Below are 24473 nucleotides of genomic sequence, written 5' to 3' on the forward strand. Positions count from 1 at the left end.
CCACGGCGGACGTGGTCACCGCAGCGCCCCCAGCGGGTCGTCCAGGACCGGCTGCCAGGCCAGTTCGGCGGCGCCGACGAGGCTGTTGTGGTCCAGCGTGCACGGCAGGATCGGCACGCCGCCGCTCTGACCCCACAGGCTGCGGTCGGCGACGACCGCGCGCAGCCGGCCGGGGTCGGCGCCCAGCAGGGTGCGGTGCAGGCCGCCGAGGATGATGCGGTCGGGGTTGAGGATGTTGACCAGCCCGGCGAGACCGAGACCCAGGCGGTCGATCAGCGCCTGTGCTGCGGTACGGACGGCCGGGTCGTCGTACTGCGTGCGCAGCAGGTCGTTGGCCTGCTGGAGCAGGGACACCTCGGGGCCCGGCTCGCGGCCCGCCTCGACCAGCAGGGCCAGCGGGTCCGCCTCGACGTCGAGACAGCCCCGGCTGCCGCAGTGGCAGGGGCGGCCCTCCGGGTTGACGGTGAGGTGGCCGACCTCCAGGGCGAGGCCCGAACTGCCGGTGTGCAGACGCCCGTCGAGGACCAGGGCGCCGCCGACGCCCCGGTGGCCGGTGGCCACACACAGCAGGTCCCGGGCGCCCCGCCCGGCGCCGTGCCGGTGTTCGGCGAGTGCGGCGAGGTTGACGTCGTTGCCGGCGAAGGCGGGGCCGGTGAGGCCGGCGGCGCGCACGCACTCCGCGAAGATCCGCCGCACGGGGGCGCCGACCGGCCAGGCCAGGTGCAGGGGGTTGAGCGCCAGCCCGTCGGGTTCGGCCACTGCGGACGGTACGGCGAGCCCCGCGCCGACGCAGCGCCGGCCGGTCGTGCGCAGCAGGTCGGCGCCCGCTTCCACCACCGAGCCGAGGACCTTCGCCGGGTCGGCGTCGACGGTCTCGCAGCCGGGCGCGGTCGCCACGATCCGGCCGCCCAGTCCGACCAGTGCGGCCCGGAACCCGTCGGCGTGGACCTGGGCCGCGAGTGCCACCGGCCCTTCCTCGGCGAGTTCCAGCCGGTGCGAGGGGCGCCCCTGGGAACCGGCCGCCGCGGCGGGCCGGGCGTCCACCCGGATCAGCCCGAGCGCCTCCAGCTCGGCGGCCACCGCGCCGGCCGTCGCCCGGGTGACTCCGAGTTCGGCGGTGAGCACGGCCCGGGTCGGCGCACGCCCGGTGTGCACGAGCTCCAGTGCGGGTCCGAGCGCGCCGCGCCCCCGGTCCAGCCGCGCCCTCGGGGTCGTTCTCTCCCCCGCCGTCCTGGGGTCCGCCTTGCCGCTCATGAGGGCGAGTCTCCCATGATCCGCAATCATTGGTTCCGGGCCGCCCGCTGCAGCCCGCTCACCCGCAGGGTGACGTTCAGCCGGCCGGCCAGGCCCAGCCAGGGCGGTGCCGTACCCGGGCGCACGCGCGGCACGCCGTGGTAGGCGAGCCGGGACGGCCCGCCGAAGACGAACAGATCGCCGCTGCGCAGCTCCACGTCGGTGTACGGCCGGGTGCGCGTCCCGGTGTTGCCGAAGCGGAACACACAGGTGTCGCCGAGGCTCAGCGAGACCACCGGGGCGTCCGCGCGCTCGTCGGCGTCGCGGTGCATGCCCATGCGGGCGTCGCCGTCATAAAAGTTGATCAGCGCGATGTCGTACGGCGTCGCCGGGACCGCATCCGGGCCCAGTGCGTCGGCCACCGCGCGGCGGCCCAGCTCGTCGAGCCAGGCCGGGAACGGCTTGACCGGGCTGCCGTCGCCGTCGACGGCCGTACGGGCGTAGGCGTACGGGTACCAGTGCCAGCCCAGACAGACCTGCCGGGCGGTCATCGTGCCGCCGCCCGGCGTGCGGACCGTGCGCAGTCCGGCCGGGGGCCGCGCCCAGTCCCGGCAGGCGGCGAGCAGCTCGCGCTGCTCGTCGCCGTCCAGCCAGCCCGGGGCGTGCACGGCGCCCGGTGCGACCCGCGCACGCTCCCTGGGAAACAGCTCCGCGTCCACGCGCTCCATCATCGCGCAGGCCCGCCGCACCACCCCTGATCTGCGGCTCGGCTAGCCTGGACGCACGATGAGCGACCGTATGACGACACCGTGGGGCGAGGTCGACCTGACCCGCTTCCCCGAGGATCCCCGCGACCCGCTGCGCGCCTGGGACGCCTCCGACGCGTACCTGCTGCGTCACCTGGCCGAGGAGGGGGTGCCGCTCACCGGCACGGTGGTGGTGGTCGGGGACCGCTGGGGCGCGCTGGCCACGGCGCTCGCGGAGCACCGTCCGACGCAGATCACCGACTCCTTTCTGGGCCAGGAGGCGACCCGGGCGAACCTGGCCCGGGCCGGCGTCGAGCCCGGTGCCGTCCAGCTGCTCACCACCCAGGATCCGCCGCCGGAGCGGGTGGACGTCCTGCTGGTGCGGGTACCCAAGAGCCTCGCGCTGCTGGAGGACCAGTTGCTACGGCTGGCACCCGCGGTGCACGCGGACACGGTCGTCGTCGGCACCGGCATGGTGAAGGAGATCCACACCTCCACGCTCCAGCTGTTCGAGCGGGTCCTCGGCCCGACCCGGACCTCACTGGCACGCCAGAAGGCCCGGCTGATCTTCTGCACCCCGGATCCGGCGCTGGAGCGCCCCGCGAACCCGTGGCCGTACAGCTACGGCCTCCCGGACGGCATCGGCGCGGCCTCCGGGCGCACGGTCGTCAACCATGCGGGCGTCTTCTGTGCCGACCGGCTCGACATCGGCACACGCTTCTTCCTGACACACCTGCCCGGCCCCGGTGCCGCCCGTGTGGTGGACCTCGGCTGCGGCAACGGTGTCGTCGGTACGGCGGTGGCGCTGGCGGATCCCGCCGCCGAGGTGCTGTTCGTGGACGAGTCCTTCCAGGCCGTGGCCTCGGCGGAGGCGACGTACAAGGCCAACGGCGTGCCCGGGCATGCGGAGTTCCGGGTCGGGGACGGGCTGGCCGGGGTGGCGCCCGGCAGTGTGGACCTCGTGCTGAACAACCCGCCGTTCCACGCCCACCAGGCGACGACCGACGCGACGGCGTGGCGCATGTTCACCGGCGCGCAGCGCGCGCTGCGGCCGGGCGGCGAGCTGTGGGTGATCGGCAACCGGCATCTGGGGTATCACGTGAAGCTCAGGCGGCTGTTCGGCAACAGCGAACTGGTGGCGTCCGACCCCAAGTTCGTGGTGTTGAGGGCGGTCAAGAAGGACTGAGGCAAGGGGCACGCACGGTCAGCGCGGGGTCCGGGTCAGGACCCCGATGATCCGGTGCACCTCCTGGGCCATCGCCTCCCGGCCCACGCTCAGATACTTGCGCGAGTCGACGGCCTCGGGGTGCGCCGCGAGGAACTCCCGGATCGCTCCGGTCATGGCCACGTTGAGGGCCGTGCCGACGTTGACCTTGACGATGCCGCCCACGACGGCCTCCACCAGCCCCTCGTCCGGTACGCCGGAGGAGCCGTGCAGGACCAGCGGGACGGCGAGCGTGGCGGACAGCCGCTTGAGCAGGCCGTGATCGAGGCGGGCCGTGCGGGTGGTCATGGCGTGCACGCTGCCGATGGCGACGGCGAGCGCGTCGACACCGGTACCGGCCACGAAGTCGCGGGCCTGGTCGGGGTCGGTGCGCGCGCCGGGTGCGTGGGCGTCCAGCGGGGGTCTGCCGTTCTTGCCGCCGATCTGTCCCAGCTCGGCCTCGATCCAGAGCCCTTGGGCATGCGCCCAGTCGGCGGCGGCCCGGGTGGCGGAGAGGTTGTCGGCGTAGGGCAGGCGGGCCGCGTCGTACATGACCGAGCCGAACCCGGCGCCGGGTGCCTGGCGCAGCAGGTCGTCGCTCTGGACGTGGTCGAGGTGCAACGCGACGGGTACGGCGGCCCGTTCGGCGGCGGCGACGGCGGCGCGCGCCAACGGCAGCAGCCGCCCGTAGCGGAACTTGACGGCGTTCTCGCTGACCTGGAGGACGACGGGCGCACCCGCCGACTCGGCGCCGGCGATGACGGCCTCGATGTGTTCCAGGGTGATGACGTTGAAGGCGGCGACGGCGGAGCGGGCTGCGGAGGCGGCGGTGACCAGCTCGCCGGTGGACGCGAGGGGCACTTCGGGTGTCCTTCCAGGACGCGGACCGGGGGTGGCCGGGGGTGACTGAGACTGCTGGGAAAGGGGGTTGACCGAGGCTGCTTGTCCACAGGGCCACGGCGACCGGAGGTGGATGCGGCTCGACCGGAGGTTGGCTGACGCTGCTGGGTTGAGGGATGGCCACGGATCGGCCGACGGGTTGCAGGGGGGCTCGATCGGAGGTGGCTGGGGGCTGCCGGGCTGAGAGACGGACAGGGACCGGCCGACGGGCTGCAGAGCACCGGGCCCAGCGTTGGACGGGGCTGGACGAGGTCGCGACCTGGGGCCGCACAGGGCTTGGCAACGGGCTTGGCAGGGAATCCGTCGGAACCCGGCCCGGACTTCGGCCGGGGATCCGCCGGGCGCTCGACGGGACCACGGCCAGGGCACGGACAGGGGATCGGACAGAGCTTGGCAGAGGCCCTGGCCTGGCAGAGACCTTGCCGGGCCAAGGCCTTGGCCCGGCATCGGCCCGCACTGCGCCAGGTGCGGCCGAGGAGCGGCTCGGGCTCGGGCAGGCCGCGCCCCGGCTCCGCGAGGGCCTTTCAGGGGGCGAGGATCACCGAGCGGGTGAGGTGGCGCGGGCGGTCGGGGTCGAGGCCGCGGGCGGCGGCGACCGCGACCGCCAGCCGCTGGACGCGGACGAGTTCGGCGAGCGGATCGAGACCGCCTCCGATCCACAACCCTCCGGTGGCACCGACCTGTTGGGCGAGCCCTTCGGGTGCCTCACCGAGCATCCAGGTGGCCGTGCCCTCGGTGGTGACGCTGATCGGGCCGTGCCGGTACTCCATCGCCGGGTAGGCCTCGGTCCAGGACAGCGAGGCCTCGCGCATCTTGAGTCCGGCCTCGTTCGCGAGCCCCACGGTCCAGCCGCGCCCGAGAAACGTGAACTGGGTGCAGGCGACCAGCCGTTCGGGAAGAGAAGCGGAGAGGGCCGTACGCGCATCGGCGACGACCGAGTCGCTGTGCAGGCCGAGGTGGGCGCGCAGAAGGGTGAGGGCGGTGGTCGCGAACCGGGTCTGGACGACGGAGCGTTCGTCGGCGAAGTCCAGGACGACGAGGTCGTCGGCGGCCGACATGACGGGGGTGGCCGGGTCGGCGGTGACGGCGGTGGTCCGGGTCCGTCCCCTCAACTGCCCGAGCAGCTCGAGCACTTCGGTGGTCGTACCGGAGCGGGTGAGGGCGAGGACCCGGTCGTACGACCGCCCGTACGGGAACTCGGAGGCCGCGAACGCGTCGGTCTCGCCCTGTCCGGCGCTCTCCCGCAGGCCGGCCACCGCCTGCGCCATGAAGTACGAGGTTCCGCACCCCACGATCGCGACCCGTTCCCCGGGCTGCGGCAGCGCGGTCTTGTGCCGCTCCACCCGCTCGGCGGCCCGCGCCCAGCACTCGGGCTGGCTGTTCAGCTCGTCCTCGACATGGGTCATGCCCACACCCTCTCTGGCTGATTGTTCCTGCAAGATATAGCGAGCTTTCAAGCACAATCAAGCATCGGCGCGCAGAGAATGGTGCGCTAGGGTCACCGGGAACACGGAGAACGGAGGCTGCGGATGTCCCGGGACGCCCGCTGGAAGGCGTTGCTGGAGCTGCTCGTGGAGCGCGGCCGGCTGGAGGTCGAGGAGGCGGCGGCCGAGCTGGCGGTGTCGGCGGCCACGATCCGCCGGGACTTCGACCAGCTCGCCGAGCAGCAGATGCTGGTGCGCACCCGGGGCGGAGCGGTGGTGCACGGGGTGTCGTACGAACTCCCGCTGCGCTACAAGACGGCCCGCCGCGCCTCCGAGAAGCAGCGCATCGCGAAGGCCGTGGCCGAACTCCTGGCTCCGGGTGAGGCGGTGGGGCTGACCGGCGGTACGACCACCACGGAGGTGGCCCGGGCGCTGGCCGTGCGCGGCGACCTGTCGACCGGTGCACCGGCGCTGACCGTCGTCACCAACGCGCTCAACATCGCCAACGAGCTGGCCGTTCGGCCTCAGTTCAAGATCGTGGTGACGGGCGGGGTGGCGCGCCCGCAGTCGTACGAACTCATCGGCCCGCTCGCGGACGGGGTGCTCGGGCAGATCACGCTCGACGTGGCCGTGCTCGGTGTCGTCGCCTTCGACGTCACGCACGGCGCGGCGGCGCACGACGAGGCGGAGGCCGCGATCAACCGGCTGATGTGCGAACGCGCCGAGCGAGTGGTGGTCGCCGCCGACTCCAGCAAGCTGGGCCAGCGCGCCTTCGCCCGGATCTGCGGCGCGCAGCTGGTGGACACCCTGGTGACGGACACGGCCGCACCCCAGGAGACGGTCCGCCGGTTCGAGGAGGCCGGGGTCCGGGTCCTGACGGTGTGACGGCCGGCCGAGCCGACCACGGTCGGCCCGCGGGAAACCGGCGCCACACCGGCCGGATCAGATCCGCCCGAGGTCGGCCTTCACAAACCCCGCACCCCGCTGGTCGTTGCAGCCGGTCGGCTGCCGCTCGACCGGGTCGGGCCAGGCCTGCTGGGCCTTGAGCGCCACGCTCACCAAGGTCAGCAGCAGGTCGACATCGCTCGCCGCGTCGAGGCGCAGGGTCACCCAGTGCGAGCCGGGCACGATCCTGATCGCCCCCGAGTCCTGCAGGTCCTTGGCGAACCGCCTGACGGCCCGGTCGGTCAGCCGCAGATCGACATCGCGGTCCGAGTGGAAGTGGGCGATCTCGCCCTGGGCCGAACTCACTGCCTGTCCCAGACCGCAGCTCGGGACCGTCCGACTCAGGTCGGGCCAGGTCGCCAATTGCGCGAACGCGCGCGAGGCCAACGTCATGGGCCCATCATGGACCGCTCACCCTCTCGCAACCAGCTCGTGAACAAGCATTAACCGACCTGTATCCGGGCGGGGACCAGGCACGGGAAGCCCCGAGCGACCCCGAACGGAGCATGCGCCGCACGGCGTTGACGTCGCGGCCGAACCGAACCACTCCAAGTCGGCGCAGGCCAAGGCCGCGTCACTCACTCCGCGGACAGACCCGTGCCGGTCATATGAAAACAGAGGGCGACCCGGACCTCAGGAGGAGCGCGGTGTCGCCGGAGCGGGTGACGCCGCGGATCCGGCTGTCTCGAAGTGTGGAACAGCAGCGGGGCCCAGGGCGCGCGGCGGACCGCCCGGCACACCCGGCGACCCTTGCCCCTCCCCTCGGCAGCGCCCTAACCTGACTTTGTGCCGCTAATAAACAAATCCCGATCGCACAGCGTCGTGCCGGGCAGCAGTCACGGCCTCATCCGCCTGCGGACCGCCCTCACCGCCTTCTTCGCCCTGGACGGATTCATCTTCGCCGGGTGGGTCGTCCGGATCCCGGCCATCAAGGAGCAGACCCACGCCTCGGCCAGTGACCTGGGCCTGGCTCTGCTCGGGGTGTCCGCCGGTGCCGTGATCACGATGACCCTCACCGGTCGCCTGTGCCGCCGATACGGCAGCCATCCGGTCACCGTGGTCTGTGCCGTACTGCTCTCGCTCAGCGTCGCCCTGCCCCCGCTCACCCACTCCGCGCCCGCCCTCGGCGCCGTACTCCTGCTCTTCGGCGCCGCCTACGGCGGCATCAACGTGGCCTTCAACAGCGCCGCCGTCGACCTGGTGGCCGCGCTGCGGCGGCCCATCATGCCCACCTTCCACGCCGCGTTCAGCCTCGGCGGCATGATCGGAGCGGGCCTCGGCGGGCTGGTCGCCGGTGCGCTCTCCCCCACCCGGCATCTGCTCGGCCTCACACTCATCGGGCTCCTCGTCACCGCCGTCGCCGGGCGCACCCTCCTGCGGCACGAGCCGCCCGCACCGCCGGAGCGTGGCCCGTCACCGCACGCGGAGCCCGACCGCGACGGCACCGGGCGGACCGGCCGGGGCGGGCTGGTCGTCGTCTTCGGGCTGATCGCGCTGTGCACCGCCTACGGCGAGGGCGCCATGGCGGACTGGGGCGCACTCCATCTCCAGCAGGACCTGGCGGCGTCGTCGGGCGTGGCGGCGGCCGGGTACTCGTGTTTCGCGCTGGCCATGACCGTCGGCCGGGCAACCGGGACGACGCTCCTGGAGCGTCTCGGCCGGGCGCGCACCGTGATCACCGGCGGTACCGTCGCGGCGGCGGGCATGCTGCTCGGCTCCCTCGCGCCTTCGGCAGGGGCGGCCCTGGCCGGGTTCGCCGTCACCGGGCTCGGGCTCGCCAACCTCTTCCCGGTCGCCGTCGAGCGGGCGGGCTCGCTGACCGGCCCGTCCGGCGTCGCCGTCGCCTCGACGCTGGGCTACGGCGGCATGCTCCTCGGTCCTCCCTCGATCGGTTTCATGGCCGACTGGTTCTCCCTGCCGGCCGCCCTGACGAGCGTGGCCGCGCTGGCCGCCGTCGCCGCGCTCATCGGGGTGACGACGCGGCAGACCATGGGCCACTGATAAAGCCCCGCCCGTCGGGAGAGATCTCGAACGCCCTCCATCCGGCACACTCGCTCCCATGGACACTGCCGACTTCCTTGAGACGCTGGACCGCGAGGGTCGACTGCTCGCGGCGGCCGCCGAAGCCGCGGGGGCCGATGCCAAGGTGCCCACCTGCCCCGAGTGGCAGGTGCGCGACCTGCTGCGGCACACCGGCGCCGTGCACCGCTGGGCCACCGGCTTCGTGGCCGAAGCGGACCCCGCGCCACGCCCCTTCGGCGACCTGCCGGACCTGGACGGCGCCGAACTGGTGGCCTGGTACCGGGACAGTCACCGCCTGCTGGTCGACACCCTGGCCGCCGCACCCGCCGCCCTGGAGTGCTGGACCTTCCTTCCGGCGTCAGGCCCGTCACCGCTGGCCTTCTGGACCCGCAGGCAGGCTCACGAGACGACGGTCCACCGCTACGACGCGGAGGCGGCGCTCGGCGGTACGGCATCCCCCGTCGCCCCGGACTTTGCGCCCGACTTCGCGGTGGACGGCATCGACGAGCTGCTGCGCGGCTTCCACGCCCGCTCCCGGAGCCGTCTGCGCACCGAGGAACCGCGCGTCGTGCGGGTGCGGGCACTGGCCGCGACGCCGGACGGGACGGACGCGGTGTGGACCGTACGGCTGTCGGCCGAGCCGCCGGTGACCGTGCGGGACGCGGCCGACGAGGCCGAGGCCGAACTGTCCGGCCCCGCAGAGCAGTTGTACCTGGCGCTGTGGAACCGCGAGCCCGTGCCCAGCGTGACCGGCGACCGCTCCCTGGCCGAGCTGTGGCGGGAGAAGGGCCGGATCTGACGCGGCGCCCCGTCAGCCGGCTTCGGTCAGCATCCGGGCCAGCACCGCGCGCTGCACGGGCCGCACCTCGCCGTGCAGCGCGCGCCCCTTGGCCGTCAGCGCCACCCGCACCCCGCGTCGGTCCTCGGCGCACATGGCACGTTCGACGAGGCCGTCCTTCTCCAGACGGCCGATCAGCCGGGACAGCGCACTCTGACTGAGATGGACCCGCTCGGAGATCTCCTGCACGCGGTAGGCGCAGCCGCCCGCCCCCTCGGCCATCAGGTCGAGAACCTCGAAGTCGCTGGCGCACAGGCCGTGTTCGTGCAGCACCCGGTCCAGCTCGCACTGCGTGCGGGCATGCAAGGCCAGGATGTCCCGCCACTGCTCCACGAGCGCCTGCTCGGCCCTGTTCGCCGCCATGAGCGCACGGTAGCAGAGAACCAAGATTGTTGCATCGTAATTAAATGCGTTTGCACTCAATGCACATGCATGTAGTCTCGTCGGCATGACCTCTCCGCTCACCCCCGCCACGGCCCCGTCCCCGGCCGTCCGCTGGACACCTCGCCTGTGGGGCACCCTGCTGGTGCTCTGCGCCGCGATGTTCCTGGACGCGCTGGACGTGTCGATGGTCGGCGTCGCGCTGCCGTCCATAGGCTCCGATCTCCACCTCTCCACATCGACGCTGCAATGGATCGTCAGCGGCTACATCCTGGGCTACGGAGGCCTGCTTCTCCTCGGCGGACGCACCGCCGATCTGCTCGGCCGGCGCCAGGTGTTCCTCGTCGCGCTCGGCGTCTTCGCGCTCGCCTCACTGCTCGGCGGAGTCGTGGACTCCGGTCCGCTGCTCATCGCGAGCCGCTTCATCAAGGGCCTGAGCGCGGCCTTCACGGCACCGGCCGGACTGTCGATCATCACCACGACGTTCCCGGAGGGCCCGCTGCGCAACCGGGCCCTGTCCATCTACACCACCTGCGCCGCCACCGGCTTCTCCATGGGCCTGGTGCTCTCCGGACTGCTCACCGAGGCCAGCTGGCGCTTCACCATGCTGCTGCCCGCGCCGATCGCCCTGATCGCGCTGGTCGCCGGCCTGCGGCTGCTGCCGCGCAGCGCCCGCGAGGAGAACCACGACGGCTACGACATCCCGGGCGCCATCCTGGGCACGGCCTCGATGCTGCTGCTGGTGTACACCGTCGTCCAGGCCCCCGGGGCCGGCTGGGCCTCGGCCCGTACGCTGCTGTCGTTCCTCGCCGTCGCGGTGCTGCTCACGGCCTTCGTCCTGGTGGAGCGGCGCTCGCCGAGCCCGCTGATCCGGCTGGGCGTGCTGCGCTCGGGCAGCCAGGTCCGCGCGCAGCTCGGCGCGATCGCCTTCTTCGGATCGTACGTGGGCTTTCAGTTCCTGACGACGCTCTACATGCAGTCCCTGCTCGGCTGGTCGGCGCTGCACACGGCGCTCGCGTTCCTGCCGGCGGGCGCGCTGGTGGCGGTGTCCTCCACCAAGGTCGGCGCGATCGTCGACCGGTTCGGCACCCCGCGCCTGATCGCGCTCGGCTTCGCCTTCATGGCCCTCGGGTACGCCCTGTTCCTGCGCGTCGACCTCGACCCGGCGTACGCGGCCGTCATCCTGCCGTCCATGCTGCTGATCGGCGCGGCCTGCGCGCTGGTCTTCCCCTCGCTCAACATCCAGGCCACCAACGGGGTCGAGGACCACGAGCAGGGCATGGTCTCCGGTCTGCTCAACACCTCGGTGCAGGTGGGCGGCGCGCTCTTCCTGGCCGTTGTGACGGCCGTGGTCACCGCGGGCGCCCCCGCCCACGCCAGCCCGCAGGCCGTGCTCGACAGCTACCGCCCCGGCTTCCTCGTCGTCGCGGGCATCGCGCTGGCCGGCCTGCTGATCACTCTGACAGGTCTGCGCAGCCGTCGCGGCCGGCCGTCTGTCGTGGTCGCCGGATCCACCATGAGGGAGGCGGAAACGGAGCGCGTGGCGGTCCGTGACTAGGGGGACGCCTCCAACCGTGCGCCCGGCGGGGCTGTTTGCTCCGCCGGGCGCACGTCTGTGAAGCTGGGGGAATGTGCGCATACGGGGGTACGCCGCACCAAAGCCCAACAGGATGCGGCCACGGTCGAGATCGGCTGTGCGCCGGCGAGCGGGTGCTTCGCGGCGGCGGTGCTGTTCGGGGCCGTCGCCGGGCCGACTCTGCTCTTCGATCTCCCCCGTGCCCTCGAGACCACGCTGCGGTGGGGCGGTCTCGTGGTCGCACCCGTGGTCTTCGCGGTCCGTGTGGTGAGTGTGCTGGTGCGCTTCCGACGGTCCGCTCAGCCCAGCCAGCCGGGTCGTACCAGCCCCGACTCGTAGGCCAGGACGACGAGTTGAGCGCGGTCCCGGGCGCCCAGTTTCACCATCGCGCGACTCACATGGGTCTTGGCGGTGAGCGGGCTGACCACCAGTCGGCGGGCGATCTCCTCGTTGGACAGGCCGATACCGACCAGCGCCATCACCTCCCGCTCCCGCTCGGTGAGCCGCGCCAGGGCGTCCGCCGCCGCGGGCTCCTTGGAGCGGGCCGCGAACTCGGCTATCAGACGTCGGGTGACGCCGGGCGAGAGGAGTGCAGCGCCTTCGACCACCGCCCGTACGGCGCGCACGAGTTCCTCCGGCTCGGTGTCCTTGACCAGAAAGCCCGAGGCTCCGGAACGGATCGCCTCGAAGACGTACTCGTCCAGTTCGAAGGTGGTGAGCATGACCACCTTGACGTCCGTCAGCTCCGCGTCGCCGGTGATGCGCCGGGTCGCGGCCAGGCCGTCCAGCAGGGGCATGCGGATGTCCATCAGGACGACATCCGGCGTCAGTTCGCGCGCCAGCCGCAGTGCCTCCTCACCGTCGGCCGCCTCGCCGGCCACCTCGATGTCCGGCTGTGCGTCGAGCAGCGCGCGGAAACCGGCCCGCACGAGCAACTGGTCGTCGGCGAGCAGTACCCGGATCACTGGTCCTCCCTGAGCTGCGACGGCAGTACGGCGATCACCCGGAAGCCGCCGTCGGGGCGCGGGCCCGCCTCGATGGCGCCACCCAGCGCCGCGGCCCGCTCCCGCATCCCGGCCAGCCCGTTCCCGCTGCCGCCGGCGTCGGCACCGGTCGCGGGCCCGTCGTCGTCGATGCGCAGCCGCAGCGCATCGCCGTCTCGGGCGAACGACACGCGCGCGTGCCGCGATCCGGAGTGCCGTACGACATTGGTCAGGGCCTCCTGCACGATACGGAAGGCGGCCAGGTCGGCGCCCGGCGGCAGGTGCGACGGCTCGCCCTGGACCTCGACGGTCAGACCGGCCGCCGCCGCCTGTTCCACCAGCTCCGGCAGTCGGTCCAGGCCCGGCGCGGGAGTGCGTGGGGCGGCGCCGGGGGCGCGCAGGGTGTCGAGCACCTGGCGCACCTCGCCGAGTGCCTCCTTGCTGGCGGCCTTGATGGTGGTGAGCGCGGTGCGGGCCTGCTCGGGGTCGCTGTCGAGCAGCGCGAGCCCCATGCCTGCCTGGACGTTGATGACGGAGATGCTGTGCGCGAGGACGTCGTGCAGTTCGCGGGCGATCCGCAGCCGTTCCTCGTCCGCGCGCCGTCTGGCCGCCTGTGCCCGGTCGGCGCGCTCCCGTGCCCACTGCTCGCGCCGCACCCGGGCCAGTTCGGACACGGCGACGACGGCCAGCACCCAGGTGGCGACGACGACCTCCTGGGCGATGCCCGCACCCTTGGCCCCCGCGGGTGGCAGCCAGCGGTAGAGCCAGAGCGCGACCAGGGCGTGCCCGGCCCACAGCAGCCCCACGGACGCCCAGGCGGCCCGCCGGTGCCCGGCGACCACAGCGCTGAAGCAGCTCACCGCGACGGTGAGGTAGACCGGCCCGTTCGGGTAGCCGGCGGCCAGGTAGCCGAGGGTCACCGCCGCCGTGCCGAACGCCACGGCCACCGGGTGGCGGTGCCGCCACAGCAGCAGGAGCGAGGCGACGAGCAGCAGCACGCGCGCGTAGTGGTCGAGCGGCACACGGTGCTGCTGGGTGTGGGCGGCGAAATTACTGCCGACCAGCACAAACCCGGTGATCAGTACGGTGGAGCGCCAGGGCGGACGGTGGCCGCGACGTGGCTCCGCGCCGTCCGGGCCGCCACGCCACGGGGGTCCGTGCCGCGGCCCCGCCGGCCCGTAGCGCCACCACGGTCCGGGGGCGCGCTGCTCTTCCATGCCCGCCACGCTAGACGCCGCCGACGCGGCAGGGCGTCAGCCGGGCGAGGTGATCACCCCTACTCCCCGGGGAGTACGGCCCTGACCGGCAGGACAGCGCTCATGAGGTGTCCGGCGCCCGCCTCGACGTACACCGCTGTCCGCCGTACGACGACGTCCGCGTCCGGCCCGGCACCGGCGGCCCCCGCCTCGCCGGCGCCTACCGCATCCCCACCCCGCGCGCCAGCTGTGTCACCGCGAGGCGGAAGAAGCCTTCCCGGTCCTCGACGACATTGTTGAACTGGCCGAACAGGTCGAAGCTCACCAGCCCGAACAGCTGCGCCCAGGCCGCCACCATCGAGGCGGCGACCTCGGGCGGCAGCTCCGGGGCGAGGTCGGCGGCCAGTCGTTCGGCCTCCGGGCGCAGGGAGTCGGGCAGGGGCAGGTCCGCGAGGCCCGTGTCCTCGTACGCGGCGCGGATGATGCCGATCAGGACCAGGCCCACGCGGGAGGCGGGCGGCACGGTGGTCTCCGGAGCCGAGTAGCCGGGCACGGGCGAGCCGTAGATCAGCGCGTACTCGTGCGGATGCGCCAGCGCCCAGCCGCGCACCGCCTCGCACACGGCCGTCCAGCGGGCCACCGGCGCGGCGCCGCAAACCGCGGTGTCCGCCTGCTCCGCGGCCTCGCCGAGGGAGTCGTAGGCGTCGATGATCAGGGCGGTCAGCAGTTCGTCGCGGCTGGGGAAGTAGCGGTACAGGGCCGACGAGACCATGCCCAGCTCGCGGGCGACGGCGCGCAGCGAGAGCTTTGCCGCGCCCTCCTCCGCCAGCTGTCTGCGGGCCGCCTCCTTGATCGCGGCGGTGACTTCGATCCTGGCCCGCGCCCGGGCGCCCCGTGGAGTGCTCATGCCGGCAGTCTGCCACGTGCGAGAGCGGTGCACACAAAAGAGAGCACCGCTCTTGCTTTCTTGTGGCGACCTCCCCCACACTGGAGTCACCCGAGAGCACTGCTCTCCCAATTCGTGGGGGTCATCATGGCGTCGTCTTCTTCGTCCAGCTCTTCGCCGTACTACCTCAAGGGCAGCCCGATGAACGTCCGGCTGAACGGCGTCATCGGCTGGCTCGCCCGGCACGGCCTCAGCCTGGCGGGCACCGCGGAGATGTCCGTGCGGGGCCGCAAGAGCGGCCAGATGCAGCGCATCCCGGTCAACCCGCACACCTGTGACGGCGAGCAGTACCTGGTCTCGGCGCGCGGCCACTCGCAGTGGGTGCGGAACATGCGCGTCGCCGGCGGCGGCGAACTGCGCGTCGGCCGCAGGGTGCGCACCTTCACCGCCGCGGAGCTTCCCGATGCCGAGAAGCTCCCCGTGCTGCGGACCTATCTGGAGAAGTGGGGCTGGGAGGTCAACCAGTACTTCGACGGGGTGACCGCGAAGTCCTCCGACGAGGAGATCATCGCCTGCGCGGGCGACCACCCGGTGTTCCGCATCAGCGTCACGGGCTGACCGTGGTCACAGGCGCTGACCTTCGTCACGAACCGACCGGGTCCTGCGCCGGCTCCTGCGCCGTGGCGCTCTGCTCGCGGTCCACCGCGGTCAGGGCGCGCTGGGCGAGCGGGTGGGAACGGATCATCTCGCCGAGCGAACTCTTGCCCTGGGTGATGTCCCGGAACGCCCGCCAGATGGGGCGCAAGCCGGTGAGGCCCGCGTGGAAGATACCGGGACGCCTCTCGAACACGGCCAGCAGCCGCTTGCCGACGCTCATCTCGACGCCGAGCCCGGCCTTGACCGCGAACGCGTAGTTCAGGGCCTGACGGCGGGCGTCGACCGCGTCGTGCGCCTCGGCGATGCGGACCGCCCACTCCCCCGCGAGCCGGCCCGAGCGCAGTGCGAAGGAGATGCCCTCGCGGGTCCATGGCTCCAGCAGGCCGGCCGCGTCACCGCAGACCAGTACCCGCCCCCGGGACAGCGGCGAGTCGTCCGCGCGGCAGCGGGTCAGATGTCCGGAGGAGACGACGGGTTCGAAGCCGGACAGGCCGAGCCGGGCGATGAAGTCCTCCAAGTACCGCTTCGTGGCGGCGCCCTCGCCGCGCGCGGAGATCACGCCGACCGTCAGGGTGTCGCCCTTGGGGAACACCCAGCCGTAACTGCCGGGCATCGGGCCCCAGTCGATGAGGACGCGGCCCTTCCAGTCCTCGGCGACCGGGTCCGGCACCGGGATCTCCGCCTCCAGGCCGAGGTCCACCTGGTCCAGCTTCACCCCGACATGGGCCCCTATGCGGCTGGCGCTGCCATCGGCGCCGACGACCGCGCGGGCCAGCACCGTCTCGCCGCCCTGGAGGACGACGGCCACCGTGCGCCGGTCGGGGACCGCCGAGCCGTGCTGCTCCACTCGCTGCACCGTGACGCCCGTACGCAGCTCGGCGCCCGCCTTCTGGGCGTGCTCGACCAGCTGCTGGTCGAACTCGGCGCGGTTGACCAGGCCGAACAGCATCTGCTTGGCACGGCGGGTACGGGTGAAGCGTCCGTTGTGGGAGAAGGTGACCGCATGCACCCGGTCACGCAGGGGCAGCTCGAAGCCGGGAGGCAGCGCATCGCGGGAGGGTCCGATGATGCCGCCGCCGCAGGTTTTGTAGCGCGGCAACTCTGCCTTCTCCAGCAACAGCACGCGCCGTCCCGCAACCGCGGCAGCATAGGCGGCCGAGGCCCCCGCGGGTCCCGCGCCCACCACGACGACGTCCCAAACCTGCTGAACGCCGTCCGCCGAAGAGTTCTCGCCGCTCACGATGGTCTACTGCTCCGATCAAGCCGCTGCCGAAGTGTCCCTCGCATCCTACGGCGGCCGTCGTCGCAGGCCACTGTGGGAGTATCGGGGGTATTCACCCCGTTCAACGTCGCACCCACGAGGAGCGTGCCCATGTCGTCGAATCCGGTCGCCGAGACCGTCGCCTCGCTGCTGCCCAGGGCCAAGGCGGAGCTGACCGAGCTGGTCGCCTTCAAGTCGGTGGCGGACTTCGCGCAGTTCCCCAGGAGCGAGAGCGAGGCCGCCGCGCGCTGGATCGTGGACGCGCTCACCGCCGAGGGTTTCGTCGACGTGGCCCTGCTGGACACCCCGGACGGCACGCAGTCCGTCTACGGCTACCTGCCGGGCCCTCAGGGCGCGAAAACGGTTCTCCTCTACGCCCACTACGATGTGCAGCCGCCGCTGGACGAGACCGCCTGGGCCACTCCGCCGTTCGAGCTGACCGAGCGTGACGGCCGCTGGTACGGCCGTGGGACCGCCGACTGCAAGGGCGGCCTCATCATGCACCTGCTCGCGCTGCGCGCCCTGAAGGCGAACGGCGGCGTGCCGGTCAACGTGAAGGTGATCGTCGAGGGCTCGGAGGAGCAGGGCACCGGCGGCCTGGAGCGGTACGCCGAGCAGCACCCCGAGCTGCTGACGGCGGACACCATCGTGATCGGCGACGCGGGCAACTTCCGCGTCGGCCTGCCGACCGTGACCACCATCCTGCGCGGTATGACCCTGGTCCGGGTGCAGATCGACACCCTCGAGGGCAATCTGCACTCCGGGCAGTTCGGCGGTGCCGCCCCGGACGCACTGGCCGCGCTGATCCGGGTCATGGACTCGCTGCGCGCCGCGGACGGCTCGACCACGGTCGACGGTCTCGACGCGTCGGCGACGTGGGACGGCCTGGAGTACACCGAGGAGCAGTTCCGCTCCGACGCCCGGGTGCTCGACGGCGTCGAGCTGACCGGTGGCGGTTCGGTCGCCGACCGGCTGTGGGCCCGCCCTGCGGTCACCGTCCTCGGCATCGACTGCCCGCCGGTGGTCGGCGCGACCCCGTCGGTGCACTCCAGCGCCCGGGCGCTGATCAGCCTGCGGGTCCCGCCGGGCGTGGACGCCACCGAGGCGACCAAGCTGCTTGAGGCGCACATCGAGGCGCACACCCCGTGGGGCGCCCGGCTCAGCATCGAGCAGGTCGGCCAGGGCCAGCCCTTCCGCGCCGACCCGACCAGCCCGGCGTACCAGGCGATGGCCGACGCGATGGCCGTGGCCTACCCGGGCGAGACCATGCAGTACGCCGGGCAGGGCGGCTCGATCCCGCTGTGCAACACCCTCGCCGGGCTGTACCCGCGGGCGGAAATCCTGCTGATCGGCCTGAGCGAGCCGGAGGCGCAGATCCACGCGGTCAACGAGAGCGTCAGCCCCGAGGAGCTGGAGCGGCTGTCGGTCGCCGAGGCGCTGTTCCTGCGCAACTACGCGGGCTGAATCCTTCCGGCCCCTTTCCGCCCCCGGCAAAGCGCCCTCGCCTCCGGGCGGGGGCGCTGCCCACGGTCGGCACATGGACGTCATCGAACTGCTGCCGAGGCTGCATCTGTTGCGCTTCCCCGTCGGCCAGGCCTATCTCTGACACGACGGCGAGCAACTGACACTGATCGACGCGGGCGCGCTCGGTGCCGGCCGGACCACCGCCGACGCGAACACGGCGCTGGGGCGTGCGCCCGGGGACGTACGGCGGATCGCGCTGACGCATTTCCACGAGGACCACGCGGGCGGGGCGGGCGAGTTCGCGGCGCTGAGCGGCGCCGAGGTGCTGGCGCACCACCTGGACGCCCCGTTCGTCAGCGGTGAACTGCCCGGCCCGCCACCCCGGTTCGAGGACTGGGAACTGCCGATCCACGCGGAGGCGGTCAGGCACCTGCCCCGGGGAACGCCGGTGGCGCCGGCCGCGGTCACCGAGGGGTCGGACGGCGACGCCCTCGGTTTCGGCGGCGGGGCCCGGGTGATCCACGTCCCCGGGCACACGGACGGCAGCATCGCGCTGTTCCTGCCCGCCGAGGGCGTGCTGTTCACCGGGGACGCGGTGGCGGCCTCGCCGGTCGACGGCTCGGTGATCCCGGGCGTGTTCAACCTCGACCGCCCCCAACTGCAGGCCTCCTTGCGGCGGTTGGTGCAGCTGGACGCGGCCGTGGCCTGCTTTGGACACGGCGACCCGGTACTGAAGAACGCTGCCGGAACCCTGCACGAAGCGGCAGCCGCCTCCTGAGCACGATGCACGACCGCCGGCCGCCACCCCACCGTGCAGCGGGCATGCCCCCCGGCCGGATGCTCGTCGGGCCAACCATCACACCGCTCCCACAGCCACCCTGGCCCCGAGCGACGGCCCGGCCGGACTCCGACTCAACCAGGCCGGCCTCGCCGCCCGTCGGCGCGGTCTCACCGCGGCCACGGCCCGCCGGTGCGCCCGCTCACCCGAGTGGTACCCCGCCCTCCAGATACAGCACGGTCCCCCGCTCGCGGGCCCGCAGGGCCCAGCGCAGCCGTTCGTAGCGGACCGGCGGGAGCATGACGGCGGCCTCCTGTTCGGTGGCGAAGCGCCAGCCGCGCAGCTCCGGACCCGGCAGCAGCACCCGCGAGGCCTCGTCCCGCTCCAGTCGGCCGCCGTCGAACAGCAGCCGCAGCCCGCCGAAGCCGGGCGGGGCGGGCCGCTCCCAGTCCACCACCAGCAGCCGGGGCACGTCCCGCAGCTCGATCCCGGTCTCCTCGGCGACCTCGCGCATCCCGGCACGCGCCGGTGCCTCACCGCGCTCCACCACACCGCCCGGGAACTCCCAGCCGGGCTTGTAGGTGGGGTCCACCAGCAGCACCCGGTCGTGCTCGTCGAAGAGCAGCACCCCGGCGGCGAGCGTCTCGGCGGTCGGCTCGGGGGTCTGCACGATGTCGCAGGGGGGCACGGCACCGCCGGCGACGGCGTCGGTGACACGCGCGGCAGCCTCGTACGGGGTGAGGCCGCTGGTGTCCACGAGGTGGGCGTCCGCGGCGAGCCACGACGTGAGGGCGGCCCGGTAGGGCTCGATGTGGTCGTACGACCACTGCCGTATGCGTATCTCGCCGTCGGGCGGGTCGGCCGGAATCTCCCGGCGGGCTATTCGCTCGCGCAGGATCGTTTCGTCCGTGGCGAGAAGCAGATGGTGCACCGGGATCCTGCGGGCGGCGAGGCCGCCGAAGATCTCGTCGCGGTGCTCCTGACGGAGCAGGGTCATCGGCACCACGAGGGTTCCGCCCAGCTCGGCGAGCATCGCGGCGGCCGTGTCGACGACCAGTCGGCGCCAGATCGGCAGGTCCTGGACGTCGCCGACCTCTGCGAGGCGCTTGGCCGGCAGCAGGTGCGTGAGCGACCCTCCGACCAGCTCGGGGTCGAAGAGCGTGCTGTTCGGGATCAGTTCGATCAGTTCCCGTGCGGTCGTGCTCTTCCCCGCACCGAACGCGCCGTTGATCCAGACGACGGTCACGTACTCCCCCTCTTCTGTTGGCCCCCTGTGGCTTGCCCGTAACACCCTGCCACGGAAACCCCGTCCCGGTGAGGGCGCCCGCACAGGTGTGCCGGTGCCCCTCTGTCACGGGGGCACCGGCACACACGCCATGGGCCGTGGGGCCTACTCCAGTCCGAAGACGGGGTCGTCGGCGGGGGCCAGACTGTCCTGGGAGACGAGGTCGCCGGTCGAGTGGAGGGTGTCCGGGACGTTGAGGTCGCCGAGCGACCCGTTGTCCGCCGCGTGCGACGGGGTGACGGCGGCCACGACGAATCCGGTGGCCAAAGTGGCGAGGGCGAGGATGCTGCGCTTCTTCATGCGCTGATCAACTACGCCGACGGCCCTCGGGTCACGCGGGCCGCGACGGTTGCGCCCGCAGGGCCGAGCGCAGGCCGAGCGGAGTCCGAGCACGGGCCGGCGCCCCAGGACGGTCGCAGACCGGCCCCAGCACCGTCGCAGACCGGCCCCGGGGATCGTCGAAATCCGATGCCGAGCCGGTAATCCCGTGGTCGCGACGATCACCGACGGATATCGTCCGGGTGCGGAACGTTCAAGCGCGACGGCGCCGGTCCCGTGCCCCGTCCCGCCGTCTTCCACACCCCCATCGCCGGACGGATCGAGGTCGTATGCGTGTACAGGTGAGCGGATTCCCGGCCGGCGACTCCGACGACGATCCCCTCGGCCTCGTGGTGCGCTCGGGGGACCGGCTCGCAGGGGCCGCCGCCGCGCTGTCCGACGCCCAGGTGCGCGCCCCGTCGGGGCTGCCCGGGTGGACGCGCGGCCATGTGCTCGCCCATGTCGCCCACAGCGCCGACGCCTACGTGTGGATGCTGGGTCTCGCACGCACCGGCCGTGCGCCGGGACCGCGCGCGGACAAGGCGACGCTGGCCGCAGCACTGCAGCGGGACGCGTCACTGTCCGCCGGGCGGCTCACGGCCCTGCTGCGGGAGAGCCTCGACCGGTTCACGGCGCAGGCTCTCGCGATGCCCGCTCCCGCCTGGGGCACTCCTGTCGCCGCGCTGGCCGGCTGGCGGCACCCGGCCTGGTATCTCCTGCTGCGGTGTCTGCGGGAGCTGGAGACGCACCACTTCGATCTGGCCGTCGGTCATGGGACCGAGAAGTGGCCGGAAGCGTACGTCTGCTGGGCGCTGGACGACACACTCGGCACGCTGCGGACCCAGGGCTTTCCACTCGCCTCGGTGGAGGCCGTGGATCTCGGCCGGCACTGGCCCCTGGCACAGGCGGGACCCTCGGTCGCCGGGGCCGGACACCTGGTGCTCGGCTGGCTGAGCGGACGCCTTCCGGCCGACGCACTGAACACCTACGGACCGGCGCGTCCGCTGCCGACCCCGCCCGCCTGGCCCCAGCCGCCGCTGCCGGGCTGGGGACGTATCGACAGCGAGACGTGACGGCCTGAATTCAACACATCCGAACACTTGGCGAGCCCACTGGGTGAAACAGTACAGCTGTCAAGGTTTTTGACGGGATATCGAACAGTCAGGCACACCTCTTCCAACACAGTCCGACAGCTCCTACCGTAAACGCGCACAGCTGACACACATGACGCCCAGGTGGCACCGGGCCGTCAGCCACCGTTCGCGAGTCGGAGGAACGTCGACGATGCGTCACCCTCACACCCGCACCACCCACGCCATCCACGCCACGCGCCCAAGACTGCTCAGAGCGCTGACGGCGGGGCTCCTGTGCACGGCAGGCCTCGCCGCCCCGGCCGTCGCCGCCCCGGCCGTCGCCGCCCCGGCCGCCGCGGCCCCGGCGCGGCAGGCACCCGCCGCCCCCGCCCTGGCCAACGGCCTCGCGCTCACCCCGCCGATGGGCTTCAACAACTGGAACTCCACACACTGCCGGGCCGACTTCAACGAGGCCATGGTCAAGGGGATCGCGGACCTCTTCGTGGCCAAGGGCCTCAAGGACGCGGGCTACCGGTACGTCAACCTGGACGACTGCTGGGCCCTGCCGAACCGCGACGCCGACGGCAAACTGGTACCCGACCCGGCCCGTTTCCCGAACGGCATCAAGGCGGTTGCCGACTACGTCCACGCCAAGGGCCTCAAGCTCGGCATCTACACCAGCGCCGGAGTCAAGACGTGCAACAGCGCGGGCTTCCCGGGCGCGCTCGGCCATGAGTACAGCGACGCACGACAGTTCGCCGACTGGGGCGTCGACTACCTGAAGTACGACAACTGCAACAACCTCGGCGTCGACGCCCAGCAGCGCTACCGGACCATGCGCGACGCGCTGAAGGCGACCGGTCGGCCCATCGTCTACAGCATCTGCGAGTGGGGTGAGAACAAGCCCTGGCAGTGGGCGGCCGACGTCGGCAATCTGTGGCGCACCACCGGTGACATCAGCGACAGCTGGGACTCGATGGTCTCGATCCTCAAACAGAACCTCCCGCTCGCGCAGTACGCCGGACCCGGCCACTGGAACGACCCCGACATGCTGGAGGTCGGCAACGGCGGCATGACGGACACCGAGTACCGCTCGCACTTCTCGCTGTGGTCGATCATGGCGGCACCCCTGCTCATCGGCACCGACCTGCGCAAGGCCTCCCAGGCGACCCTCGACATCCTGGACAACAAGGAGGTCATCGCCGTCGACCAGGACCCGCTCGGCAAGCAGGGCACGGTCGTGTCGTCCACGGACGGGCGCTGGGTGATCGCCAAGGAGATGAAGGACGGCAGCCGCGCGGTGGCCCTGTTCAACGAGTCCGGCACCGCCCAGCGGATCGCCACCACCGCGAGCGCCGTCGGCCTGCCCGGCACCCCCGCCTACACCCTGCGGGACCTGTGGCAGCAGCAGAGCTACAACACCGCCGGCACCATCGCCGCGACCGTCCCTGCCCACGGCACGGTCCTGCTGCGGGTCGCGGCCGATCCGCACTGGGCGACCCGGCCCCCGGCGACCGAACTCGGCCTGGACGGCAGCCCGTTGATGGAGGCCGCCACCCCGGTCACGCTGACCGGCACCGTCACCGACCTGGGCCGGACCCCCGCGCGCCGGGTCTCCGTGTCCCTGACCGGCCCCGACGGATGGGCCGTACGTCCCACCACGGCGACCACGGCCGCCGCACTCACCACCGGCCGCACCCTGCGCACCGGCTGGAGCGTGACCGCGCCCGCCGGGACACCGACCGGCTCCTACGGCCTGACGCTCCACACCCGTTACCGCTCACCGGCCGGTCAGCAGGTCACCAGCACCCTCCCGGTCAGCGCGTCCGTGGTGGTACGGCCGCCCGCCGGACCGTCGTATCTCAGCGACCTGCCCTGGCTGTCGGCGACCAGCGGCTGGGGACCGGTGGAACGTGACACCAGCAACGGGGAGAGCGCCGCGGGCGACGGACACCCGATCACCATCGGCGGCACGGTGTACGCCAAGGGGCTCGGGGCGCACGCGCCGAGCGACATCTCCTTCTACACCGGCAGGGCCTGTACGAAGGTCAGCGCGGACGTCGGCGTGGACGACGAGAAGGGCACTCAGGGCACCGTCGCCTTCGAGATCTGGGCGGACGGTACGAAGGTCGCCTCGACGGGCGTCCTGACGAACGCGATGCCCGCCCAGCCGCTCACCGCCGACGTCACCGGCGCCCAGGTGGTCCGCCTCGTCGTCACCGACGGCGGCGACGGCAACGACTCGGACCACGCGGACTGGGCGGACGCACAGGTCAGTTGCTGAGCCCCCGGGATCGGCGGGCACCCGCTCCGGTGTCCGCCCCCGGAGTTCAGACCCCCGCCGCCGTCGCGTCCGGGCGGCGGGCCAGGGCGGACGCCGCGGCACCGACCAGGCCGGCGTCGGTACCCATCTGTGCGGGGGTGACCGTCAGGCGCTGGACGAAGGACAGGGTCGCGTAGTCGGTGAGCGCCTTGCGCAGCGGCGTGAAGAGGATGTCGCCCGCCTTGCCGACGCCGCCGCCGATCACCGCGATGTCGATCTCGACCAGGGTCGCGGTGGCCGCGATGCCGGCGGCCAGCGCCTGGGCCGCCCGCTCGAAGGAGGCCACGGCGACCGGGTCGCCCTCGCGGGCGGCGGCGGCCACCGCGGCGGCGGAGGTGTCGCCGTCGGGGCCCGGCCGCCAGCCCTGCTCCAGGGCACGGCGGGCGATGTTGGGCCCACTGGCGATGCGCTCCACACAACCCCGGGAGCCACACGGGCACGGGTCGCCGTCGAGGTCCACACTGATGTGCCCGATGTGCCCGGCGTTGCCGGTCGGGCCGGGATGCAGTTGCCCGTTCAGGACCAGGCCGCCGCCGACGCCCGTCGAGACCACCATGCACAGCGCGTTGTCGTGGCCACGTGCGGCGCCCTGCCAGTGCTCGGCCGCGGTGATCGCGACGCCGTCGCCGATCAGCTCGACGGGCAGGCCACCGGTGGCCGCCAGGACCCGCTCGACCAGCGGGAAGTCGCGCCAGCCGGGCACGTTCACCGGACTGACGGTGCCGGCCGAGGCGTCCACCGGGCCGGCGCTGCCGATGCCGAGGGCGCCGGCGCGGTCCCACATCGGTGTCCGGGCGAGGTCGGCGAGCACCTCCTCGACCGCCAGCATGACCGTTTCGCCGTCCTGCTGGGCAGGTGTGGCGCGCTGGGCGCGCGCCAGGATCCGGCCGTCGTCGTCCACGAGCGCGCCGGCGATCTTGGTGCCACCGATGTCCAGGGCCGCCACGAGGTCGGTGTGCATGAGCGTCAGAATCTCCCCG

General features: G+C 72.7%; 23 protein-coding genes and 1 pseudogene. 11 read left to right on the forward strand and 13 right to left on the reverse strand.

Annotated elements, in window-relative coordinates; genetic code table 11:
* Positions 1 to 15 precede the first annotated feature (15 nt).
* Both GQF42_RS06920 and GQF42_RS06925 read right to left on the reverse strand, forming a co-directional pair.
* The gene (locus GQF42_RS06920; RefSeq protein ID WP_158918638.1) at positions 16 to 1254 is read right to left on the reverse strand and encodes an ROK family protein; all 1239 of its coding nucleotides are present in this window, start codon (positions 1252 to 1254) and stop codon (positions 16 to 18) included.
* A 26-nt stretch (positions 1255 to 1280) separates the two neighbouring features.
* Complete coding sequence (locus GQF42_RS06925) at positions 1281 to 1952, reverse strand: alpha-ketoglutarate-dependent dioxygenase AlkB family protein (RefSeq protein WP_158918640.1); 672 nt, start codon at positions 1950 to 1952, stop codon at positions 1281 to 1283.
* A gap of 79 nt (positions 1953 to 2031) precedes the next feature.
* Here GQF42_RS06925 and GQF42_RS06930 point away from each other — a divergent pair, with 79 nt between their 5' ends.
* Positions 2032 to 3165: a methyltransferase gene (locus tag GQF42_RS06930; RefSeq protein ID WP_158918642.1), complete on the forward strand. Its 1134-nt coding sequence runs from the start codon at positions 2032 to 2034 to the stop codon at positions 3163 to 3165.
* 18 nt (positions 3166 to 3183) lie between these two features.
* Here the strand turns inward: GQF42_RS06930 and GQF42_RS06935 are convergent, their stop codons facing one another.
* Together GQF42_RS06935 and GQF42_RS06940 are read right to left on the reverse strand one after the other, a co-directional pair.
* A complete protein-coding gene (locus tag GQF42_RS06935) occupies positions 3184 to 4044 on the reverse strand; it encodes a class II fructose-bisphosphate aldolase (protein ID WP_158918644.1) in 861 nt (286 codons plus the stop codon).
* A 563-nt stretch (positions 4045 to 4607) separates the two neighbouring features.
* Positions 4608 to 5489: an SIS domain-containing protein gene (locus GQF42_RS06940; protein ID WP_158918646.1), complete on the reverse strand. Its 882-nt coding sequence runs from the start codon at positions 5487 to 5489 to the stop codon at positions 4608 to 4610.
* Between the two features lie 123 nt (positions 5490 to 5612).
* Here GQF42_RS06940 and GQF42_RS06945 point away from each other — a divergent pair, with 123 nt between their 5' ends.
* Positions 5613 to 6392, forward strand: a complete 780-nt coding sequence (locus GQF42_RS06945; protein ID WP_158918648.1) for a DeoR/GlpR family DNA-binding transcription regulator — start codon at positions 5613 to 5615, stop codon at positions 6390 to 6392.
* A gap of 57 nt (positions 6393 to 6449) precedes the next feature.
* Here the strand turns inward: GQF42_RS06945 and GQF42_RS06950 are convergent, their stop codons facing one another.
* Positions 6450 to 6845, reverse strand: coding sequence for a luciferase domain-containing protein (locus tag GQF42_RS06950; protein WP_158918650.1), 396 nt, complete (start codon positions 6843 to 6845; stop codon positions 6450 to 6452).
* Between the two features lie 429 nt (positions 6846 to 7274).
* Here GQF42_RS06950 and GQF42_RS06955 point away from each other — a divergent pair, with 429 nt between their 5' ends.
* Both GQF42_RS06955 and GQF42_RS06960 read left to right on the forward strand, forming a co-directional pair.
* On the forward strand, positions 7275 to 8453 hold the full coding sequence (locus tag GQF42_RS06955) for an MFS transporter (protein ID WP_158918652.1): 1179 nt from the start codon (positions 7275 to 7277) through the stop codon (positions 8451 to 8453).
* A gap of 58 nt (positions 8454 to 8511) precedes the next feature.
* Positions 8512 to 9273, forward strand: coding sequence for a maleylpyruvate isomerase family mycothiol-dependent enzyme (locus GQF42_RS06960; protein ID WP_158918654.1), 762 nt, complete (start codon positions 8512 to 8514; stop codon positions 9271 to 9273).
* A gap of 12 nt (positions 9274 to 9285) precedes the next feature.
* On the opposite strand, the gene GQF42_RS06965 is transcribed toward GQF42_RS06960, so the two are convergent.
* The gene (locus GQF42_RS06965; RefSeq protein ID WP_158918656.1) at positions 9286 to 9675 is read right to left on the reverse strand and encodes a MarR family winged helix-turn-helix transcriptional regulator; all 390 of its coding nucleotides are present in this window, start codon (positions 9673 to 9675) and stop codon (positions 9286 to 9288) included.
* Positions 9676 to 9760: 85 nt separating this feature from the next.
* On the opposite strand from GQF42_RS06965, the gene GQF42_RS06970 reads away from it, so the two are divergent.
* Positions 9761 to 11251, forward strand: a complete 1491-nt coding sequence (locus GQF42_RS06970; RefSeq protein WP_158918658.1) for an MFS transporter — start codon at positions 9761 to 9763, stop codon at positions 11249 to 11251.
* A gap of 57 nt (positions 11252 to 11308) precedes the next feature.
* Entirely contained in the window at positions 11309 to 11608 is a 300-nt protein-coding gene (locus GQF42_RS45715; RefSeq protein WP_376002989.1) for a DUF6332 family protein, read from the forward strand.
* Here GQF42_RS45715 and GQF42_RS06980 read toward each other — a convergent pair.
* The 3 genes from GQF42_RS06980 to GQF42_RS06990 form a co-directional block, all read right to left on the reverse strand.
* Positions 11569 to 12234 (reverse strand): response regulator, encoded by a 666-nt coding sequence (locus GQF42_RS06980; RefSeq protein WP_158918660.1) that lies wholly within the window; start codon positions 12232 to 12234, stop codon positions 11569 to 11571. The two genes, GQF42_RS45715 and GQF42_RS06980, sit on opposite strands and share 40 nt — an antisense overlap.
* Positions 12231 to 13469 carry a sensor histidine kinase gene (locus tag GQF42_RS06985; RefSeq protein WP_158918662.1) on the reverse strand — a complete coding sequence of 413 codons (1239 nt, stop codon included), beginning with the start codon at positions 13467 to 13469 and terminating at the stop codon, positions 12231 to 12233. Before GQF42_RS06985 ends, GQF42_RS06980 begins: the two co-directional genes overlap by 4 nt.
* Before the next feature lie 199 nt (positions 13470 to 13668).
* A complete protein-coding gene (locus tag GQF42_RS06990) occupies positions 13669 to 14355 on the reverse strand; it encodes a TetR/AcrR family transcriptional regulator (RefSeq protein ID WP_158918664.1) in 687 nt (228 codons plus the stop codon).
* 126 nt (positions 14356 to 14481) lie between these two features.
* Here GQF42_RS06990 and GQF42_RS06995 point away from each other — a divergent pair, with 126 nt between their 5' ends.
* A complete protein-coding gene (locus GQF42_RS06995; protein ID WP_158918666.1) occupies positions 14482 to 14952 on the forward strand; it encodes a nitroreductase/quinone reductase family protein in 471 nt (156 codons plus the stop codon).
* A gap of 25 nt (positions 14953 to 14977) precedes the next feature.
* Here the strand turns inward: GQF42_RS06995 and GQF42_RS07000 are convergent, their stop codons facing one another.
* Positions 14978 to 16231 (reverse strand): geranylgeranyl reductase family protein, encoded by a 1254-nt coding sequence (locus GQF42_RS07000; protein ID WP_158918668.1) that lies wholly within the window; start codon positions 16229 to 16231, stop codon positions 14978 to 14980.
* Positions 16232 to 16363: 132 nt separating this feature from the next.
* Between GQF42_RS07000 and GQF42_RS07005 the strand changes: the two genes are divergently transcribed.
* Positions 16364 to 17716: a dipeptidase gene (locus GQF42_RS07005; RefSeq protein WP_158918670.1), complete on the forward strand. Its 1353-nt coding sequence runs from the start codon at positions 16364 to 16366 to the stop codon at positions 17714 to 17716.
* A gap of 73 nt (positions 17717 to 17789) precedes the next feature.
* Positions 17790 to 18494, forward strand: a pseudogene (locus tag GQF42_RS07010) (MBL fold metallo-hydrolase).
* A 202-nt stretch (positions 18495 to 18696) separates the two neighbouring features.
* On the opposite strand, the gene GQF42_RS07015 reads toward GQF42_RS07010, so the two are convergent.
* Both GQF42_RS07015 and GQF42_RS07020 read right to left on the reverse strand, forming a co-directional pair.
* Positions 18697 to 19740, reverse strand: a complete 1044-nt coding sequence (locus GQF42_RS07015) for an NUDIX hydrolase (protein WP_158918672.1) — start codon at positions 19738 to 19740, stop codon at positions 18697 to 18699.
* A 144-nt stretch (positions 19741 to 19884) separates the two neighbouring features.
* Positions 19885 to 20079 carry a hypothetical protein gene (locus GQF42_RS07020; protein WP_199272594.1) on the reverse strand — a complete coding sequence of 65 codons (195 nt, stop codon included), beginning with the start codon at positions 20077 to 20079 and terminating at the stop codon, positions 19885 to 19887.
* 308 nt (positions 20080 to 20387) lie between these two features.
* Between GQF42_RS07020 and GQF42_RS07025 the strand changes: the two genes are divergently transcribed.
* The gene (locus GQF42_RS07025) at positions 20388 to 21170 is read left to right on the forward strand and encodes a maleylpyruvate isomerase family mycothiol-dependent enzyme (RefSeq protein WP_158918674.1); all 783 of its coding nucleotides are present in this window, start codon (positions 20388 to 20390) and stop codon (positions 21168 to 21170) included.
* A gap of 211 nt (positions 21171 to 21381) precedes the next feature.
* On the forward strand, positions 21382 to 23454 hold the full coding sequence (locus GQF42_RS07030) for an NPCBM/NEW2 domain-containing protein (protein ID WP_199272595.1): 2073 nt from the start codon (positions 21382 to 21384) through the stop codon (positions 23452 to 23454).
* A gap of 46 nt (positions 23455 to 23500) precedes the next feature.
* On the opposite strand, the gene GQF42_RS07035 is transcribed toward GQF42_RS07030, so the two are convergent.
* A complete protein-coding gene (locus GQF42_RS07035; RefSeq protein WP_158918676.1) occupies positions 23501 to 24454 on the reverse strand; it encodes an ROK family protein in 954 nt (317 codons plus the stop codon).
* Positions 24455 to 24473: the final 19 nt, after the last annotated feature.

The sequence above is a fragment of the Streptomyces broussonetiae genome (genome assembly GCF_009796285.1).
Classification (GTDB): Bacteria; Actinomycetota; Actinomycetes; order Streptomycetales; family Streptomycetaceae; genus Streptomyces; species Streptomyces broussonetiae.